Annotated in this window: 16 protein-coding genes and 2 pseudogenes; 10 read left to right on the top strand and 8 right to left on the bottom strand. The window is 73.5% G+C overall.

The genetic code is table 11. The annotated features are described in order from the left end of the window. Nucleotides 1–238 precede the first annotated feature (238 nt). Complete coding sequence (locus tag IE142_RS16495) at nt 239–2,653, bottom strand: hypothetical protein (RefSeq protein WP_191886467.1); 2,415 nt, start codon at nt 2,651–2,653, stop codon at nt 239–241. 285 nt (nt 2,654–2,938) lie between these two features. Between IE142_RS16495 and IE142_RS16490 the strand changes: the two genes are divergently transcribed. Beyond that, nucleotides 2,939–3,766 carry a DeoR/GlpR family DNA-binding transcription regulator gene (locus tag IE142_RS16490; protein ID WP_191886466.1) on the top strand — a complete coding sequence of 276 codons (828 nt, stop codon included), beginning with the start codon at nt 2,939–2,941 and terminating at the stop codon, nt 3,764–3,766. Between the two features lie 224 nt (nt 3,767–3,990). Continuing rightward, on the top strand, nt 3,991–4,464 hold the full coding sequence (locus IE142_RS16485) for an SRPBCC family protein (protein ID WP_191886465.1): 474 nt from the start codon (nt 3,991–3,993) through the stop codon (nt 4,462–4,464). A gap of 20 nt (nt 4,465–4,484) precedes the next feature. Here the strand turns inward: IE142_RS16485 and cds1 are convergent, their stop codons facing one another. Then, a complete protein-coding gene (gene cds1 / locus IE142_RS16480; RefSeq protein WP_043375862.1) occupies nt 4,485–5,609 on the bottom strand; it encodes an L-cysteine desulfhydrase Cds1 in 1,125 nt (374 codons plus the stop codon). Nucleotides 5,610–5,962: 353 nt separating this feature from the next. On the opposite strand from cds1, the gene IE142_RS16475 reads away from it, so the two are divergent. Next, the gene (locus IE142_RS16475) at nt 5,963–6,286 is read left to right on the top strand and encodes a hypothetical protein (RefSeq protein WP_043375860.1); all 324 of its coding nucleotides are present in this window, start codon (nt 5,963–5,965) and stop codon (nt 6,284–6,286) included. Between the two features lie 183 nt (nt 6,287–6,469). After that, nucleotides 6,470–7,018, top strand: a complete 549-nt coding sequence (locus tag IE142_RS16470) for an ATP-binding protein (RefSeq protein WP_191886464.1) — start codon at nt 6,470–6,472, stop codon at nt 7,016–7,018. 204 nt (nt 7,019–7,222) lie between these two features. Here IE142_RS16470 and IE142_RS16465 read toward each other — a convergent pair. Then, nucleotides 7,223–7,448: pseudogene (locus IE142_RS16465) on the bottom strand (ATP-binding cassette domain-containing protein); the annotation flags it as partial. Further along, on the bottom strand, nt 7,445–7,729 hold the full coding sequence (locus IE142_RS16460; RefSeq protein WP_100045804.1) for an SHOCT domain-containing protein: 285 nt from the start codon (nt 7,727–7,729) through the stop codon (nt 7,445–7,447). The gene IE142_RS16460 and the pseudogene IE142_RS16465, both read right to left, overlap by 4 nt. Nucleotides 7,730–7,909: 180 nt before the next feature. On the opposite strand from IE142_RS16460, the gene IE142_RS16455 reads away from it, so the two are divergent. The 5 genes and pseudogenes from IE142_RS16455 (at nt 7,910) to IE142_RS16435 (ending at nt 10,388) form a co-directional block, all read left to right on the top strand. After that, entirely contained in the window at nt 7,910–8,482 is a 573-nt protein-coding gene (locus tag IE142_RS16455) for a TetR/AcrR family transcriptional regulator (RefSeq protein ID WP_229830552.1), read from the top strand. A 27-nt stretch (nt 8,483–8,509) separates the two neighbouring features. Further along, nucleotides 8,510–9,094, top strand: coding sequence for a DUF4865 family protein (locus IE142_RS16450; RefSeq protein ID WP_191886462.1), 585 nt, complete (start codon nt 8,510–8,512; stop codon nt 9,092–9,094). Continuing rightward, nucleotides 9,094–9,363: pseudogene (locus tag IE142_RS36685) on the top strand (phosphotriesterase family protein); the annotation flags it as partial. The gene IE142_RS16450 and the pseudogene IE142_RS36685, both read left to right, overlap by 1 nt. Before the next feature lie 206 nt (nt 9,364–9,569). Further along, on the top strand, nt 9,570–9,953 hold the full coding sequence (locus IE142_RS16440) for a tautomerase family protein (protein ID WP_191886461.1): 384 nt from the start codon (nt 9,570–9,572) through the stop codon (nt 9,951–9,953). Nucleotides 9,954–9,989: 36 nt separating this feature from the next. Further along, nucleotides 9,990–10,388, top strand: coding sequence for a VOC family protein (locus tag IE142_RS16435; protein ID WP_191886460.1), 399 nt, complete (start codon nt 9,990–9,992; stop codon nt 10,386–10,388). Between the two features lie 18 nt (nt 10,389–10,406). Here IE142_RS16435 and IE142_RS16430 read toward each other — a convergent pair whose 3' ends face one another. After that, complete coding sequence (locus IE142_RS16430) at nt 10,407–11,645, bottom strand: ROK family protein (RefSeq protein WP_191886459.1); 1,239 nt, start codon at nt 11,643–11,645, stop codon at nt 10,407–10,409. Between the two features lie 36 nt (nt 11,646–11,681). Then, nucleotides 11,682–12,332: an alpha-ketoglutarate-dependent dioxygenase AlkB family protein gene (locus tag IE142_RS16425; RefSeq protein ID WP_191886458.1), complete on the bottom strand. Its 651-nt coding sequence runs from the start codon at nt 12,330–12,332 to the stop codon at nt 11,682–11,684. A 77-nt stretch (nt 12,333–12,409) separates the two neighbouring features. On the opposite strand from IE142_RS16425, the gene IE142_RS16420 reads away from it, so the two are divergent. Beyond that, entirely contained in the window at nt 12,410–13,543 is a 1,134-nt protein-coding gene (locus tag IE142_RS16420; protein ID WP_191886490.1) for a methyltransferase, read from the top strand. Here IE142_RS16420 and IE142_RS16415 read toward each other — a convergent pair. Together IE142_RS16415 and IE142_RS16410 are read right to left on the bottom strand one after the other, a co-directional pair. Further along, nucleotides 13,533–14,393: a class II fructose-bisphosphate aldolase gene (locus IE142_RS16415; RefSeq protein WP_191886457.1), complete on the bottom strand. Its 861-nt coding sequence runs from the start codon at nt 14,391–14,393 to the stop codon at nt 13,533–13,535. The two genes, IE142_RS16420 and IE142_RS16415, sit on opposite strands and share 11 nt — an antisense overlap. 47 nt (nt 14,394–14,440) lie before the next feature. Further along, nucleotides 14,441–15,322: an SIS domain-containing protein gene (locus tag IE142_RS16410; RefSeq protein ID WP_191886456.1), complete on the bottom strand. Its 882-nt coding sequence runs from the start codon at nt 15,320–15,322 to the stop codon at nt 14,441–14,443. Nucleotides 15,323–15,395 lie beyond the last annotated feature (73 nt).

The raw sequence follows: 15,395 nt of genomic DNA, 5'->3' as shown, positions 1-15,395 counted from the left end.
GACCGCCCGCCACTGCCACTACCGAAGAAGAACCAGCTCAGGCAACGATTTCTAACTGGAGTATTAGGGCCTGTCTGACAATTCCCGCCGTCGCAAGGAGGGCGGCCTCGGGTCGTCAGGTGCGTGCTCTCGGCGTGCCGGGCGTAGAGCGTCGTACTGGATGTACTTGGCTCTGCGCCCGGTGCGGCGCCAGTGCGTGCATGGCGTCGCGAGGCAGACGGGAATCGTCGGACAGGCGCTAGCAGTCCCCCGTCCCGCCGTCCGCCGACGGGACGGAGGGGTGATGGCCGGTGTGGCGGGGCGCCGGCACCTCAGGGCGCAGGCGGGCGAGCAGCCGCTGCCGTTCCTCGGCGAAGGCCGGGTCGGCCTGGTAGTCGGAGTGGCCGAGGATCGGCGCGGGCAGCGGGTGAAGTTCGGTGCGGCCGTACGTCAGCGGGTCCTTGAGGGGTGGGCGGTCCACCGCGGGGCCCGAGTCTCCGGGCAGCCGCATCGGACCGCCGATGGGGTCGGTGCGCCGGTACAGGTTGCGCCAGCAGTCGACCTCCTCGTGCAGGGATCCGAGCGCCGCCGGTCCGAAGTGGGCCGGGAACCAGCGGCCGTACAGGCGCTCCAGGGGGGAGCCGTAGGTGAGCAGGGCGACCCGTTTGCGGTCGGACGGCTCCAGTTGCCAGGCCGCCGAGGCGGCCAGCACGCTGCCCTGCGAGTGCCCGGAGATGACCAGCCGTCCGCCGGTGGCCCGGGTCCAGGTCGCCATCCGCCAGGTCAGGTCGGGCACCGCGCGCTCCGCGTAGCAGGGCGGCGCGAAGGGGTGTGCGGCGCGCGGCCAGAAGGTGCCGACGTCCCACAGGATCCCGATGGTGCGCCGCGCGGAGGCGTCCTTGTAGGCGCGCCTGCCCCAGGTGACGAACAGTATGAAGCCGAGGCCGATGAGCCAGGAGCCCAGTGCCTGCGCGATCTGGGCGGCACCGTGCACGACGGCGTACGTCCCCCGCGCCACGTCGGCGGGCACCCGGTCGGTCGTCAGGGCGCCCACCAGGGCCCCGGCGCCGAGCAGCAGCGTGGTCGCGGAGACGATGGCCACGAGGACGGGTGCCCGGTCGGTGAGGGTGGCAAGGGCGCGGGTGAGCGCGATGCGGCGGGTGCGCCCGGGGTCCCCGGCCTCGCCGGGGTGGTCGCCCTCGATGTCGGCCCGTTCGGAGCGGGCGAGACGCCAGGTGTGCCGGGCGAGCGCGGCACAGAGCAGCAGGACGACGACGAGCAGCGGCGGGATGACGGACGCCTGCCAGGTCAGCAGGACCGGCGGCCCGTCGATGGAGGTGCCGGTCCCGTCCAGCCAGTCCGATACGCGCTGGGCGACGCCGCCGGACATCACCCCGCCCAGCGCGCAGGCCAGCATGGCGACGGCCGGCCCGCCGAGGCCGCGGATCGCGGCTCGGGCGTCGGGGCGGCTGCGGTGGAGCACGTGGGCGACCACGGCGAGCGCGATGACCAGCAGGCCCTGGAGCAGGGTGATGCCGCCGAAGGTCATGTCCCCGGGCAGCCGTCCGGCCGACGACCAACCCGGACGGGCCCAGCCGCCGTACAGCAGGGCCAGGACGAACAGGATGAGGGCCGCCAGGGGCAGGAGCCGTACGAGGCGCTCGTCGAGTTCCCGGTCGAGGCGCCGCTCGCTGCGGCCCCGGCGGCAGACCACCGTGACCACCGCGCCCGCCCCCGCGACCAGTGCGGTCATCAGAAGCCAGCCCAGCGTGTCGAGCAGCGCGGGGCCGCCCGCTCTGCGGTCGAAGCGGGCCGCCGGTGCGCCGACCGCCGCGGCCACCGTCAGGAGGGCGGCGGCGGTGTGGGCGGCGCGCAGCCGCGCCACGAGTCGGCGCCCGTACCAGAACCCGGGCCGGTTGAGGGCGGTGCGGGCTTCCTCCCCGAGGCCGGACTCGGGATCGGTCTCGGCAGCGGTGCCCGAGCCGGTGTCGCGGTCCATCGGCTGCTGGGACTCGTAAGCCCTCCAAGTGCGCAGCGACAGGTACCACAGCAGGCCGGTGAGCGCGGCGGGCACCGCGGCGGCGAGGGCGAGCCTGCGGCCGGGCGTGCTCCACCAGCCGCCGTCCGACATCACCGGCGACAGGAACCCCAGCCAGGAATGCCGCTCGGCACACGCGCGCGTGCCCGCGCACTGCCAGGCCACGAGGTCGAGGGCGACCTCGCAGGCCCCGGCGACCAGCAGCACCGTCAGGGTCAGTCCCGCCAGCCGCACCAACAGCCCGTAGAGACGGACCGTCCGGGTCCGGCCCTGCGCCGTGGGCCGCATCCAATGGGCGAGGTTGACCACCATGAACGGCAGGAGCAGCAGCCACAGGGCGCGGGTGCCGTTACCGGAGGTGAGGTTGCACCAGACGTAGGCCTCGGGCACCGGCCGGCCCCGGTAGTCCTCGGGACGTGACTCCGCGTCGGCGTCCTCGGTGCGCCGGAACACTGCCGCGATGTGGTCGCCGGTGACCCGCACGGTCCGTGGGTCGTCCAGCATCTCGGCGGGCGTCGTGCCGCCCACTCCGTGGACCAGGAGCTCCAGGGCGGTGCCGCTTCTCCCGTCTTCCCCGTCACGCGGTCCCGGGGCTTCCCGCCCGCCCGTCCCGACCCGTTCCTGTGCCTGCTCCACTGTCCGTGCTCCCCCGGTGAACGCGCCGTCGGCTGTGTACGTGCGGGCACAAGGATCTCCGCTCGGCGGGCGCCGTACACCCCTCGGCACCGAATCTCCCCGAACTGTGACGGGTGAAGCCGGGACGGGACACAGTCGGCGTGTGCGCGGCGCGCAGGCGGTGGCGCGGCGCGTGCCGGGCCGTGCGAGGATGGGACGTCCGCGCACCGGAGCCCGGGAGTTCCCGTTCGGGGCGGGTGCGCCGGGCGTGTCGGGCGGTTTCGCGGCGAAAGGACCGGAGCGTACGTGAGTGAGAATCCGAACCTCCTCGCGGAACAGCGGCGCGCCCTGATCCTGGACGAGGTGCGCCGCCGGGGCGGGGTCCGGGTCAACGAGCTGACCCGCAAGCTCGGCGTGTCGGACATGACGGTCCGCCGCGATCTCGACGCGCTGGCCCGGCAGGGCGTACTGGAGAAGGTGCACGGCGGCGCGGTCCCGGTCGTGGAGGCGAGCACGCACGAACCGGGATTCGAGGCCAAGTCGGGTCTGGAGCCGACCGCCAAGGAGGACATCGCGCGGGTGGCGGCGGAACTGGTCGCGCCGGGTGCGGCGATCGCGCTGTCGGGCGGTACGACGACGTACGCGCTGGCGCACCGGCTGGTGGACGTGCCGGACCTGACGGTGGTCACCAACTCGGTGCGGGTGGCCGACGTGTTCCACGTGGCGCAGCGCACCTCGGGGGCGCGGCAGGGTGCGGCCACGGTGGTGCTCACCGGCGGTGTGCGCACCCCGTCCGATTCGCTGGTGGGCCCGGTCGCCGACCAGGCGATCGCGACGCTCCACTTCGACGTGCTGTTCCTCGGCGTGCACGGGATATCGGCCGAGGCCGGCCTGTCGACGCCGAACCTCGCGGAGGCGGAGACCAACCGGCGGCTGGTGCAGTCCGCACGGCGTGTCGTGGTGGTCGCCGACCACACCAAATGGGGTGTCGTGGGCCTGAGTTCCTTCGCGACGCTGGAGCAGGTGGACACGCTGGTGACCGACGCGGGGCTGCCGGCGGACGCCCGCGCGGAGATCCCGGAGCATCTGGGGCTGGTGGTGGCGGGCGAGGCGGAGCCGGCCGCGGCCGACTGACCCCTGGCGGCGTGCCGACGGCCCCGGATCGTCCGTGCCCGCCCGGCCCCGCTCGGCGGGCAGGAAGAACACTCCCGCCCGCTCGCGGGCCCCACTTCTGATCCCGGCTCGCCCGTGCCCGCGCCCGGTGGCGCCGCTGACACCCGGCGCGCCCCCGGCTATCGTGGCGCCCACCCGCGCGACCGCCCGCGTTCGCGGCGTCACCCGAGGGGGTTGCTGCGTCCATGGTTCACCGACTGCGTCCGGTGGGGGCCGGCTTCGTCGAGAGCGCGCCGGTACGCCTGGTCTTCGCACGGGAGATCTCCGCTGCCCCGGACCGGGTCTTCCGTGCGCTGGCGGAGGACGTACCGGGCTGGACCGCCTGGTTCTCGGCGGTGACGTTCGCCCGGCCCATCGGTGCGGGAGCGGGGCGCGAGATCCGGCTCAGGGGCGGTACGCGCTTCGTGGAGACGGTGCTGACGGCCCGGCGGCCCGAGGTGTACGCGTACCGCGTCGACGTCACCAACGCGCCCGGCGCCCGTGCCGTGGTCGAGGAATGGCGGCTGACGCCCGCCGGGAACGGCACGCGCGTGCAGTGGACGTTCGCGGCGGACGGAACGGCGTTGTTCCGCTTCGTGCTCAACCGCGCGCGTCCCGGCCTCGGACGGGCCTTCCGGGACGCGGTCACCTCGCTGGACCGGCGGCTCGCCCGCCCGTAGCGGGTCCGGCGCGCTCGTCGTCAGCCGGTCCAGGCTCCCGTCCGGAGCAGGGACTCGATCGCCGTCGTGTACGGCTCGATGTCCAGACCCTGTTCGGCGAGCCAGGCGTCCGAGTAGTACTTGTCGAGGTACCGGTCCCCCGGGTCGCACAGCAGCGTCACCACGCTGCCCTGCCGCCCCTCGGCCACCATCTCGGCGACGATCTTCAGCGCGCTCCACAGCCCGGTGCCCGTGGAGCCGCCCGCCTTGCGGCCGATGGCCCGCTCCAGGGCCCGGACGGCGGCGACGCTCGCGGCGTCCGGCACCTTCATCATGCGGTCGATCGCGCCGGGTACGAAGCTCGGTTCCATACGGGGCCGGCCGATGCCCTCGATCCGGGAGCCGCAGTCGCAGGTGACGTCCGGATCGCCGGTGGTCCAGCCCTCGAAGAAGCAGGAGTTCTCCGGGTCGGCCACGCAGACGCGCGTGTCGTACTGCATGTAGTGCACGTAGCGCGCGAGGGTCGCCGAGGTGCCGCCGGTGCCGGCCGTGGCGACGATCCACGCCGGCTCGGGGAACCGTTCCAGCCGCAGCTGGCGGAAGATCGACTCGGCGATGTTGTTGTTCCCCCGCCAGTCCGTGGCACGTTCGGCGTAGGTGAACTGGTCCATGTAGTGGCCGCCGGTCTCGGCAGCGAGGCGTGCGGACTCCTCGTACATCCGGCGGGAGTCGTCCACGAAGTGGCACTGTCCGCCGTGGAATTCGATCAGGCGGATCTTCTCCGCACTGGTCGTGCGCGGCATGACGGCGATGAAGGGCACGCCGATCAGCTTCGCGAAGTACGCCTCGGAGACGGCCGTGGAGCCGCTGGACGCCTCGATCACGGGCCGGTCCGGCCTGATCCAGCCGTTGCACAGGCCGTAGAGGAAGAGTGAGCGGGCGAGCCGGTGTTTGAGGCTGCCGGTGGGGTGCGTCGACTCGTCCTTCAGGTACAGGTCGATGCCCCAGTGTTCGGGCAGCGGGAAGAGGAGCAGGTGGGTGTCGGCCGAGCGGTTGTTGTCGGCCTGGACCTTGCGCACGGCTTCTTTCAGCCATGCCCGGTAGGCGGTGTCGCTGTGGTCGACGTCGAGGGTGGCGCCGGTGCGGGATTGCTGGGTGCTGCTCACGACGGGGCTCCTTACGCTGCGCGCCGACGGCGCCTCGCGCGGCCGACGCCTCGATCATAGGCGTCTTCAACACGCTTCTCACCTGCATAAACACACCTTTGGGAACCTCAAGGACACCACTGGGGCGGGTGGGGGCGGCCAGGCGGGGGCGCATTCGCGCGAGTGCTCCGGTCGCCCCGGAAAGGGGACGGCGCGTACTGGTGCTGGGCGCGCGGTGCGGGCAGACTGCCAGCGGGCGGGAGGCGATAGCGGAGGGTTCCCGCCGCGGGCGCACACTGGAGCACGACACGAGCCGGTACCGGGCCCGGCGAGGCGCACGGTCCGGCAAGCGACGCGCACGAGGGGGCGACGGCATGGCGGAACCGGAGTTCAGGGCGACGGGGGTGCGGATCGGCAAGCGGCTGCGTTCACTCACCCGGGCCGGGACGGTCCGGATCAGCGGTGGCAGGGTGGAGTTGCTCACCAGCTACGGCAGTGAGATCGACAGCGCCCCGGTGCAGGCGGTGCGCGCCTCCCGGCCCTGGTTCGCCCCCGAGGACCGCGCCCTGGCCGACCTCAACGGCAAGCGGTACCTGCTCACGCTCGGCGAGCGGGACCCCGCGCCGGGTGAGCCGGGCCCGCCCGCGGCCCGCCGTTTCATCGAGGCGGTGCGCAGGGCGGCCGGGCGTCGCGGCTGAGATGTCCGTAACTTGCGGTGCCACACCCCTTGCGTCACGCTGGTCTCACGTCACTCTGGGTTTACCGGCGATAACGCTGCGAACCAGCCCGCCGGCCATGACAGCAGGCGGCGGCGCGCCGCGTGCGCCCTGCTGGATCCGAACTCCGTGTTCTTCCGGACCTCTAGTCGGGGAGTCGCAGCCGTGATCAGTCACCCAAGCAGACACTGCACGGTGGAGCTCCAAGCCCTGCCGTCGCGGATCGGCCAGGTCCGCAGAATCGTATCTGCGCAATTGCGCTACTGGCACATGGATTCCCTGATCGACCGGGCCGCGCTCGGCGTGACGGAATTGTTGACCAACGTCCACCTGCACGCCCGTCCCGACAAGACGTGCACCGTGGAGATAGAGCTGCTCCTCGACCGGCTCACCGTCTCCGTACGCGACCACGACCCGCGGCTGCCCCTGGTGGACGACGCGGAACCGTTGGCGACGTGCGGGCGCGGGCTCTCCATGGTGGCCGCGATGAGCGAGAGCTGGGGCGCCCGGCCGGACGGTGATTCCGGCAAGGTCGTCTGGTTCACGCTCCCGACGGCCGTTCCCGCCACGCCGCTCACCGCGCCGCCGGTCGCGGCGCGTCCGCCCCGGCGTCTGGTCGAGGAGGTGCCGGCCACCGCCTTCGCGGAGGTCGAGCACACGGTCGACCTCGGCAGCTCCCAACCCGCTCCCGCCCGGTCAGCCGTTGCCGGCTGACCGGGCGGTGACCTTTCGCTGCCGCGGGCCGACGGGTCAGCGCCGGCGGTCGACGGGGAGGCGGGCCACACCTCTTGACGCCGGACTCCGCGACACCGGACCGGCTGTCGGGCCCGTTCGCTCCGGTTGTCGGCACCGGCGGCGATGTCGGGCCTCGTGGCGCTCCGGTCGACCTCGGCACCCTCGACGACCGCGGCCTCACCCGGTCTCGCCGATGTGAGCCGTGCCCGAGGTGAGGGTGTCGAGGCCGGCGGCGCAGTGCATCAGGGTCGACTTGCCCGAGCCCGACGGCCCCATGAGGGCGGTGAAGCGGCCGGCCGAAGTCCACGCTCACCCCGTCCAGGGCGCGTACGGCGGTGTCACCACCGCCGTACACCGCCACGGCGTCGACGACCCGGGCGGCGGCCCGGACGGACGTCGTCGTGGTCATGCCGCACCACCCTTGCCCGTACGGCCGAACCGCTCGTCCAGCACCGACAGCCGGCGCCAGTACTCGTCCTCGTCGATCTCTCCGGAGGCGAAGCGGTGGCCGAGCACGGTGATCGGTGAGTGGTCCTCGACGGTGGGCGGCCGGCCGGGGCCGCGGCGGCCGTGCCGGGCGGTGCGGCGCAGCAGGGTGATGCCGCCGACGATGATCAGCGCCCAGATCAGGGGGAAGAGCAGGATCCAGGGTCCGGGCCCGCCGTCGCCGAAGTGTGCCAGGGTCTGCATGTCGCCCAACTCCTCGGTGCGATGTCCTTCGTGTCGCTTCCGAGCGTCGTCCCGGCAGGGGGTGCGGGGCGTCGTACGGCCAGCGGCAGTGCGCGTACCGCGCGGGGAGTACTCCGGCCGCCCCGCCCCTGCTCCCCGCACTCCTCGACTTCTGTAACTACTGGTATGTACAGTGCGTGCATGAGCACGTCGGAGCGACTGATCGAGTCCACCCGCGAGCTGCTGTGGGAGCGCGGTTACGTGGGCACCAGCCCCAAGGCGATCCTGGAGCGCTCGGGCGCGGGGCAGGGCAGCATGTACCACCACTTCAAGGGCAAGCCCGATCTCGCGCTGGCGGCGATCCGCCGCACAGCCGAGGAGATGCGGGCTACCGCGGAGGGAGTACTGAGCGGCCCGGGCACGCCGTACGAGCGGGTCGAGGCGTATCTGCGGCGCGAGCGCGACGTGCTGCGCGGCTGCCCGGTCGGGCGGCTGACGATGGACCCTGACGTGATCGTCGACGAGGCCCTGCGCGCGCCCGTGGACGAGACGCTGGACTGGCTGCGGGAGCAGCTCGCCCAGATGGTCGAGGAGGGCAAGGAGTCGGGCGAGTTCGCGTCCTCGCTGGACGGGGAGGAGATCGCGGCGACGGTCGTCGCGACCGTCCAGGGCGGCTACGTGCTCGCCCGCGCGTCCGGCTCCCCCGCCGCCTTCGACGCGGCCGTCCGTGGCCTGCTCGCCCTGCTCGCGCCGCTGGACGCCATTGATCATTAGCGGACTGCACACCTCTGGAGACTTCCCGTGCACGCCATGCAGTACGAGTTCACCCTGCCCGTCGGACACGGGACGGACCTCATCCGAAAGCGGGTCGCCCGCACCGGGCACCTGCTGGACGACTGGCCCGGCCTCGGACTCAAGGCGTACCTGCTGCGCGAGCGCGGGGCGCACGGCTCACCGGTCGACCAGTACGCGCCGTTCCACATCTGGAACACGCTGGAGGGCATGAACTCCTTCCTCTGGGGAGGCGCCTTCCAGCGACCCACCGACGACTTCGGCCGGCCGGCGGTCCGGCAGTGGACGGGCCTCGCCTACGAGGAGGGCGGCGCCGCCCGCTCCCCCGCGCGCACGGCGGTACGGCGGCGGCGACCGGTGCCGGAGGGGGTGTCGCTGTCGGAGGTGGCGGCCGGGGCCGTACGGGAGACCGAGCGGCTGGCGGGTGGGGAGGGGACGCTGCTCGCGGCGGCGGTCGTGGACACCGCCCGCTGGGAGCTGGTCCATTTCTCGCTGCACGCGCACGACGCCCCGCGCGAGGGCGAGAGTGACGTCTTCCAGGTGCTGCACCTGTCGGCTCCAAAGCGGGCGCGGTTGCCTCGGGGGCGGCAGTAGTGAGCGCGGTGCGCACGGTACTCGGAGACGTGGCACCCGGGGAGTTGGGCGTGTGCGACGCACACGACCACGTGTTCTTCGCCAGTCCCCGGCTGCCCGGCGAGGAACTGCGGAGCGTGACGGCGGCCCGTGCGGAGCTCACCGCGTTCCTCGAGCGGGGCGGCGGGACGGTGGTGCAGTGGACGCCGTACGGTCTGGGCAGACGGGCCGCCGACCTGCCCGCGTTGTCCCGGGGGACCGGCGTGCACCTCGTGGCCGCGACGGGGCTGGACCACGACGGCCGCCGCGCGGTCGGTCGACGGCGGGCCGGGGATGCCCCACCTGCTGCACCGGGTGGCGCCCCGGCTCGCGCTCGCCGTGGGCGAAGCTGGTGCGGCGCCTTCTCGTCACCAATCCCGCGCGGGCCTTCGCCGCGGAGTGGCACTGACACCCGGACGCCCGGAAAGTCCCACCTCACCCGACCTAAGGACCCACCATGCCCTTCGTCCGCATCGATGCCCACTCGACCGGTCCCGACCGCCTCGACGCGCTCGGCCGTGCCGTGCACGACGCCCTGGTCGAAACGCTCGGCATCCCGCCCGACGACCGGTTCCAGGTCCTGACCGGCCACGACGGCGCCGGCGGCGCGCTGCGCTGGGACGACTACGCGGGCGTCCACCGGGACGAGGGCATCGTGTTCGTCGCGATCACCCTGCGGTCGGGGCGTTCGGCCGAACGGAAGCAGGCGCTGTACCGGCGGATCGCCGAACTCGCCGAGGCGTACGCCGGGACCGAGCCCCGCAACGTCTTCGTCACCCTGACGGAGAACGCCGACGCCGACTGGTCCCTGGGCCACGGACTCGCCCAGTACGTGACGTGATCGTGTCTCACGGATCAACGGCCTAAGCTCAAGACCATGTTGAGGTTCGGTATCCCCGTCATCGGTGTCACGGACATCCCGCGCGCGGTGGAGTTCTGGACGGCCGCGCTGGATTTGGTCGTCGCCGAGGAGTGGACGAGCGAGACCTGGCGGACCCTGGAGCACGCCGACGGTTCCGGACGGGCCCTCGGGCTGCTGTACAGCGAGTCGCCGGCCGAGCCGCGGCCCCGGCTCCATCTGGACCTGTTCACGGACTCGACCGAGGAACAGCGGGCGGAGGTGCGGCGGCTGATCGGTCTCGGTGCGCGGGCCGTCGACTGGGAGCTGTACCCGCCCGACCCGGATTTCGTCGTCCTCGCCGACCCGGACGGCACCATCTTCTGCGTCGTCGACCTCAGCCACGCACCGAGCGGCGGCGACCGGCCGACGGCCTGAGGAGGGCGGCCGCGTCGCTCACGCGAGTGCGCCCAGCGGGTCGTCCAGGACCGGCTGCCAGGCCAGTTCGGCGGCGCCGACCAAGCTGTTGTGGTCCAGACCGCAGGGCAGGATGGGCACGCCGCCGCTCTGGCCCCACAGGCTGCGGTCGGCGACGACGGCGCGCAGTCGCTCGGGGTCGGCGTCGAGGAGCGCGCGGTGGAGTCCGCCGAGGACGATGCGGTCCGGGTTGAGGATGTTCACCAGCCCGGCGAGGCCCAGACCGAGGCGGTCGATGAGGGTCTCGGTGGCGGTGCGGACGGCGGGGTCGCCGTAGTGGCCGCGGATCAGGTCGTAGGACTGCTGGAGCAGGGACACCTCCGGTCCCGGCTCGCGGCCGGCCGCGGTGAGGAAGGCCAGCGGGTCGGTCTCCACGTCCAGACAGCCCCGGCTGCCGCAGTGGCAGGGGCCGCCGTCGGGGTTGACGGTGAGGTGGCCGACCTCCAGGGCGAGACCGGAACTGCCGCTGTGCAGGCGGCCGTCCAGGACGAGCGCGCCGCCGACGCCCCGGTGGCCGGTGGCCACGCACAGCAGGTCGCGGGCGCCGCGCCCGGCGCCGTGCCGGTGCTCGGCGAGCGCGGCGAGGTTGACGTCGTTGGCGGCGAACGCGAGGCCGTCGATGCCGGCCGCGCGGATCTGTTCGGCGAAGATCCGCCGCACGGGGGCGCCCGCCGGCCAGGCGAGGTGGAGGGGGTTGAGGGCCAGGCCCTCGGGCTCCGCCACGGCCGACGGCACGGCGAGGCCCGCGCCCACGCAGCGCCGTCCGGTCTCCCGCAGGAGTTCCGCTCCGGCCTCGACGACGGAGCCCAGTACCTTCGCCGGGTCGGCGTCGACGACCTCGCAGCCGGGCGCGGTGGCGACGATCCGGCCTCCGAGACCGACCAGCGCCGCGCGGAACCCGTCGGCGTGGACCTGGGCGGCGAGGGCGACCGGACCGTCCTCGGCGACGGCGAGCCGGTGCGAGGGCCGGCCCTGGGAACCGGCCGCCGCGCCGGGGCGGGCGTCGACCCGGATCAGACCGAGTGCCTCCAGTTCGGCGGCGACCGCGCCGGCCGTGGCCCGGGTCACGCCGAGTTCCGCGGTCAGGACGGCGCGGGTGGGGGCGCGTCCGGTGTGCACGAGCTCCAGCGCGGGTCCGAGCGCACCGCGCCCGCGGTCCAGCCGCGCCCTCGAGGTGGTCCCTTCCCCCGCCGCCCGGGGGTCCGCCTTGCCGCTCATGAGGGGGAGTCTCCCATGATCCGCGGCCCCGGGCTCCTACCGGCCACTGACCCGGAGCGTGATGTTCAGTCGCCCCGTGAGCCCCAACTCGGGCGGTGCGGTGCCCGGGTGCACGCGCGGCACCCCGTGGTGCGCGAGGCGGGACGGCCCGCCGAAGACGAACAGGTCGCCGCTGCGCAGCTCGACGTCGGTCCAGGGGCGGGTCCGGGTGTCGGGGTTGCCGAAGCGGAAGACACAGGTGTCGCCGAGGCTCAGGGAGACCACGGGCGCGTCGGACCGCTCGTCGGCGTCGCGGTGCATGCCCATGCGGGCGTCGGCGTCGTAGAAGTTGATCAGCGCGATGTCGTACGGCTCCGAGGACGTCGCCCCAGCGCCCAGCGCGTCGGTCACCGCCCGGCGGCCGAGTTCGCCGAGCCGGTCCGGGAAGGGTTTCACGGGGGCGCCGTCGCCGTCGACGGCGGTGCGCGCGTAGGCGTACGGGTACCAGTGCCATCCGAGGCACACCTGCCGGGCGGTCATGGTGCCGCCGCCCGGGGTGCGGACCGTGCGCAGTCCGGCCGGTGGGCGGGCCCATTCGCGGCAGGCGTCCAACAGCTCGCGCTGCACTGCGGGCTCCAGCCAGTCGGGTACGTGCACGGCGCCGGGCGCGATCACGGCGCGCGCCCTGGGGAACAGCTCGGCCTCCATCCCCCCATCCTCCCCGACACGGCGTGAGCTGCGGCTCGGCTAGCCTGGGACGCACGATGAACGACCGCACCGACCGTATGACCACCCCCTGGGGCGAGCACGTGCTCACCCGCTTCCCCGAGGACCCGCGCGACCGGCTCCGGGCCTGGGACGCCTCCGACGCGTACCTGCTCGGTCACCTCGCGGAGCGGGAGGTCCCGCTGTCCGGCACGGTCGTGGTCGTCGGCGACCGCTGGGGCGCCCTGGTGACGGCGCTGGCCGCGCACCGTCCCGTTCAGATCACCGACTCCCACCTCGCCCGGGAGGCGACCCGCGCCAACCTGGAGCGGGCGGGCGTCGAGCCGGGCTCCGTGCGCCTGCTCACCACGCAGGATCCGCCGCCGGAGCGGATCGACGTGCTGCTGGTGCGGGTGTCCAAGAGCCTGGCGCTCCTGGAGGACCAGCTGCTGCGGCTGGCGCCGGCCCTGCACGAGGGCACGGTCGTGGTCGGCACCGGGATGGTGAAGGAGATTCACACCTCGACGCTGCGGCTGTTCGAGCGGATCGTCGGACCGACCCGTACCTCGCTGGCCGTGAAGAAGGCCCGGCTCATCTTCTCGACACCGGACCTCTCGCTGCAGCGGCCCGCCAATCCCTGGCCGCTGCGCTACCGGCTCCCCGACGGCCTCGGTCCCGTTTCCGGACGGACCGTCGTCAATCACGCCGGTGTCTTCTGCGCCGACCGGCTCGACATCGGCACCCGGTTCTTCCTCGGGCACCTGCCGGACGGCGGTGGCTTCCGGCGAGTGGTGGACCTGGGCTGCGGCAACGGCGTGGTCGGTACGGCGGTGGCGCTGGCCGACCCGGACGCCGAGGTGCTGTTCACCGACGAGTCCTTCCAGGCCGTGGCTTCCGCGGAGGCCACGTACGAGGCGAGCGGGGCGGCGGGGAGGGCCGAGTTCCGGGTCGGCGACGGGCTGGCCGGGGTGCCGGACGGCAGTGTCGACCTGGTGCTGAACAACCCGCCCTTCCACTCCCACCAGGCGACGACGGATGCCACCGCGCGGCGGATGTTCAGCGGGGCGCGGCGCGTGCTGCGACCCGGCGGTGAGCTGTGGGTGGTCGGCAACCGGCACCTGGGCTACCACGTCGCACTGCGGCGGCTGTTCGGCAACAGTGAACTGGTCGCGAGCGACCCGAAGTTCGTGGTGCTGAGGGCGGTCAGGAAGTAGCCCGGGCGACCACCCCGACGAGTGTCGCCACCGTGCGCACCATGGCCTCGCGTCCGGCGGTGAGGTAGCCGCGGGAGTCGGCCGCCTCGGGACGGGCGGCCAGGTACTCACGGATCGCACCGGTCATGGCGAGGTTGAGCGCGGTGCCGACGTTGACTTTGGAGATGCCGCCCGCGACGGCGGCGGTGAGTTCACCGTCCGGTACGCCGGACGAACCGTGCAGCACGAGCGGCACGTCCAGCGCGCCGGACAGCTCCTTGAGCAGGTCGTGGTCGAGGGTGGCGGTGCGGGTGGTCATGGCGTGTGAGCTGCCGACGGCGACGGCCAGGGCGTCCACACCGGAGTCGGCGACGAAGGCGCGCGCCTCGGTGGGGTCGGTGCGGGCGCCGGGCGCGTGGGCGTCGAGCGGCGGTGCGCCGTTCTTGCCGCCGACCTCCCCCAACTCCGCCTCGATCCACAGCCCCCGGGCGTGCGCCCAGTCGGCGGCGGCCCGGGTCGCCGCGAGGTTCTCCGCGTACGGCAGCCGTGAGGCGTCGTACATCACGGAGCTGAATCCGGCGTCCTGGGCCTGGCGCAGCAGGCCGTCGCTCCGGACGTGGTCGAGGTGCAGGGCGACGGGCACGGCGGCTCCCTCGGCGGCGGCGACGGCCGCGCGGGCCAGCGGCAGCAGGCGGCCGTAGCGGTACTTGACGGCGTTCTCGCTGACCTGGAGGACGACGGGCGTGCGCACGGACTCGGCGCCCGCTATGACGGCCTCGACGTGCTCCAGGGTGATGACGTTGAAGGCGGCGACGGCGGAGCGCGCGGCTGCGGCGCGGGCCACCAGGTCGCCGGTCGTGGCGAGGGGCACGGTCTCTCTCTTTCCCGGGCGCCGGAGCGCGGGTGTCGGGGCGGGCGTCAGGGAGCGAGGATCACCGAGCGGGTGAGGTGACGGGGGCGGTCCGGGTCGAGGCCGCGGGCGGCGGCGACGGCGACGGCCAGGCGCTGGGCGCGGACCAGTTCGGCGAGCGGGTCGAGGTCGCCGGACACCCATGTCGCGCCGGTGTCCCGGACCTGGTCGGCGAGTCCGTCGGGGGCTTCGCCGAACATCCAGGTGGCCGTGCCCGCGGTGCTGATGCTGATGGGTCCGTGTCGGTACTCCATGGCCGGGTATGCCTCGGTCCAGGACAGGGAGGCCTCGCGCATCTTCAGGCCGGCCTCGTTGGCCAGTCCGACGGTCCAGCCCCGGCCGAGGAAGGTGAACTGGGTGCGCTCGACGAGCCCTTCGGGCAGGTCGGCCGCGAGCGCGGCGCGGGCGTCGGCGACGACCGCGTCGGTGTGCAGGCCCAGGTGGGCGCGGAGCAGGGTCAGGGCGGTGGTGGCGAACCGGGTCTGCACGACGGAGCGTTCGTCGGCGAAGTCCAGCACGACCACTTCGTCGGCGGCGGTCATGACGGGCGTCCCCGGGTCGGCCGTGAGCGCGACCGTGCGGGTGCGGCCCTTCAACCCGGCGAGCAGTTCCAGTACTTCGGTGGTGGTGCCGGAGCGGGTGAGGGCGACGACGCGGTCGTACGCGCGGCCCCGCGGGAACTCGGAGGCGGCGAACGCGTCGGTCTCGCCCCGGCCGGCCTCCTCGCGCAGCGCCGCGGCCGACTGGGCCATGAAGTACGAGGTTCCGCAGCCGACGATCGCCACCCGCTCCCCCGCCGTCGGGAGCACCGCCGCGTGCCGTGCCGCCTCGGCGGCGGCGCGTGTCCAGCACTCGGGCTGGCTGTTGAGCTCGTCCTCGACGTACGTCATGACGCACACTCCCCGATCACTGAGCGACCTGATTGTTCCTGCAAGGTATAGCCATCTTTCGAGCATAATCAAG

This window comes from Streptomyces mutabilis, from assembly GCF_014649815.1.
Classification (GTDB): Bacteria; Actinomycetota; Actinomycetes; order Streptomycetales; family Streptomycetaceae; genus Streptomyces; species Streptomyces mutabilis.
Note: the sequence above shows the minus strand (reverse complement) of the source record. Positions and strands in the feature narration are given on the sequence as shown.

Bases quoted from the DNA above. Each gene is read 5' to 3' on its own strand.
- IE142_RS16485 (WP_191886465.1), top strand. From the start codon at position 3,991: ATGGTTCACCGACTGCGTCCGGTGGGGGCCGGCTTCGTCGAGAGCGCG.
- IE142_RS16475 (WP_043375860.1), top strand. From the start codon at position 5,963: ATGGCGGAACCGGAGTTCAGGGCGACGGGGGTGCGGATCGGCAAGCGG.
- IE142_RS16460 (WP_100045804.1), bottom strand. From the start codon at position 7,729: ATGCAGACCCTGGCACACTTCGGCGACGGCGGGCCCGGACCCTGGATC.
- IE142_RS16455 (WP_229830552.1), top strand. From the start codon at position 7,910: ATGAGCACGTCGGAGCGACTGATCGAGTCCACCCGCGAGCTGCTGTGG.
- IE142_RS16440 (WP_191886461.1), top strand. From the start codon at position 9,570: ATGCCCTTCGTCCGCATCGATGCCCACTCGACCGGTCCCGACCGCCTC.
- IE142_RS16435 (WP_191886460.1), top strand. From the start codon at position 9,990: ATGTTGAGGTTCGGTATCCCCGTCATCGGTGTCACGGACATCCCGCGC.
- IE142_RS16430 (WP_191886459.1), bottom strand. From the start codon at position 11,645: ATGAGCGGCAAGGCGGACCCCCGGGCGGCGGGGGAAGGGACCACCTCG.
- IE142_RS16425 (WP_191886458.1), bottom strand. From the start codon at position 12,332: ATGGAGGCCGAGCTGTTCCCCAGGGCGCGCGCCGTGATCGCGCCCGGC.
- IE142_RS16420 (WP_191886490.1), top strand. From the start codon at position 12,410: ATGACCACCCCCTGGGGCGAGCACGTGCTCACCCGCTTCCCCGAGGAC.
- IE142_RS16410 (WP_191886456.1), bottom strand. From the start codon at position 15,322: ATGACGTACGTCGAGGACGAGCTCAACAGCCAGCCCGAGTGCTGGACA.